Source organism: Pseudomonas sp. EA_65y_Pfl2_P78 (assembly GCF_963970495.1).
GTDB lineage: Bacteria > Pseudomonadota > Gammaproteobacteria > Pseudomonadales > Pseudomonadaceae > Aquipseudomonas > Aquipseudomonas baetica_A.
Genome location: NZ_CAXAON010000074.1, coordinates 1 through 2341 on the forward strand (window position 1 = coordinate 1; position 2341 = coordinate 2341).

At 58.6% G+C, this 2341-nt stretch carries 2 pseudogenes; both read right to left on the reverse strand.

Annotated features, from left to right (window positions below):
- Window positions 1-2047: pseudogene (locus tag AACY02_RS25825) on the reverse strand (RHS repeat-associated core domain-containing protein); the annotation flags it as partial.
- Window positions 2048-2180: 133 nt separating this feature from the next.
- Window positions 2181-2341: pseudogene (locus AACY02_RS25830) on the reverse strand (DUF1338 domain-containing protein); the annotation flags it as partial.

Genomic DNA, 2341 nt, shown 5'->3' on the forward strand with positions numbered 1-2341 from the left:
CGAAATCCACGCTCAGACGAGGATCTTCAAAATGCACCAGCCGATCAAACAGGTCCCAACGCAGATCACTGCGTTGGCCGTTGTGCCAGCGCTGGATCTGATTACCGCGTTCGTCATAGTCGTAGTGGGTGCCGGCGTATTCACGCAGCAGGTTATCGACGAGTTTGCTGCGCGCTGGGGTCAGGTCCAGTGGTCGGAGAATTTCTGTCGCCTTGTCGTCGAGCAGGTTGCCGGCCGGGTCGAAGGCGAAGGTTTCCATGCCTTGACGTGTGGTGGCGCTGAGCAGACGACCGACCGGATCGTAGCGATAGGCGATTGGCCCGCGGCGGCTGTCGTTGATGTCAGTCAGTTGGCCGGCAGCGTCGTATTTGTATTCGCGCTTGAGCAGCGTGGACTTCTCATCGCTGCGTCCCAACAGTTGCTCCTGCAAGCGTCCGGCCGGGTCCCAGCTTTGGGTTTGCAGCAAATGGTTACCTTGATGACGGGCAACTTCGCGGTGCAGGTCGTCGCGTTCGTAGCCGATCAGTTCATGTTCATCCAGGCGTATGCCCAGTAGGTGGCCGCTGCCGTAAGTGAGCCAACTGACGCGGTGGCCGTCCGGGCGTACGGTGGCAACACGTTGATTGAGCACATCGTACTCGTGCTGCCAGATCGCGACGGTGGGCTTTTCCAGCCCGAGGTAATGCTGGTATTCGCGCAGCAGATTGCCGGCCGGGTCGTGGAACCATTGCAGACGGCTGTCAGCGTTGTCAGCCAGCACCATATTGCCGTTGCCGTCGTAGGCAAAAGTCTCGCTTTGCGACTGCTCGCCCAGAGTAGCGCGACGCTCGATCAGGCGGCCCATCGGGTCAAAGCTCGCCGAGATGATGCGTTTGCCATTGATCAATTGGGCGAGGCGACCAGTTATCGGGTCGTACTGATAGCGAGTGCTGCGCCCGTCAAATCCGCTCTCTTCCAGCAGGCGTCCGACCGGGTCATAGTGGAAGTGCGCGCGTTGTTCGTTTTCGTTTTCCAGGGCGGTTAGCCGTCCGAGACGGTCCCAGCGATAGCGCAGGGTTTGCTCGGCGGCATCAACACGTTCGGCGATCAAACCGGCCGCGCTGTAGCTCCAGGTGGTGCAGCGATCGAGACCGTCGACATGCATCAACAGCCGACCTTCGGCGTCGCGTTCAAAGCGCTCTTCGGTTTTATCCGGGTGCTTGATCAGCACCAGTTGGCCAGCCTTGTATTCGTATTCGGTGGTGTTACCGGCGGCGTCGGTGAAGCAGATCATCTGCCCCAGTTCGTTGTATTCCCAAGCACTGGTTTTGCCTGAGCAATCGACGTACTCGACCAGTTGCCCGGCGTCGTTGTAATCCAAAGTCTTTTCGTTGCCGTTGGCGTCCTTGATCGCGGTGGGCTGACCGGATTTGTTGTAGGCGTATTCGGTTTTGTTGCCCAGCGGATCGAGCGCTTCGACCAGGTTGCCTTGGTCGTCATAGGCGCGTTGCCACTGACCACCCTCGGCATCACTGATTTTGATCAGCATGTCTTGGTCGTCGTAGGCGTAATGCATCACCGTGTGATCGGCTCGGATGTGTTCGAGCAGGTTGCTGCGTTCATCGTAGCTGTAGCGATCCGTGCTGCCATCGGCATTCACGCGGCGCACGATGTTCTTGGCCTCGTCGCGGAAGAACCATTCCGAACGCTCATCCGCGTAACGGATGCGGTAGGTGTAGCCAAGGATGTCGTAGTAGTGCCAGGTCTCGTTGCCGAGCGCATCGGTGACGTAGGTCAGACGGATGTTTTCGTCCCACTCCAGACGCGTGTCGAAACTGCCATCGTCGGCCCATTCGCGCACGGCTTTGGCCTTGGCGCCCTGGCCGTCCCACTCAAGGTTCATGCCACGCCCGGTACGGTCGGTGTAACGAGTGATCAGGTGATGCTGGTACTGATACGACCAGACTGCGCAGTTCTCGCCCTGCGCCTGAACCAGGCCGCCATAGGCGTCGTATTGGTACGCACAAAGTTGTCGCAACGGTTCGCCGTCAACGATCTGCCAGAGGCCGATTTGAGGTCTGAAGTGCGCAACTTCTTGCGCACTCGTCTGTACAGAACGGATTACGTGGGCTGTAGTGATGTGTCCACACGGTTATCCACATTTGAGTGCGCAAGAAGTTGCGCACAATGGCGTGTGGCCACTATTGGCGAGATTCAAGCGCAGCAACGCATTCTTCAATCGAACGTTGCTGGGTTTGCGCATACAACCCCAATTCATCAATCGTCGAGCGTCCCAGCGCCTGCTCGAATGCCTGTCGGTTGGAATGTTCGCCATAGTGGGCCTGCGCTGCATCCCCAAGGT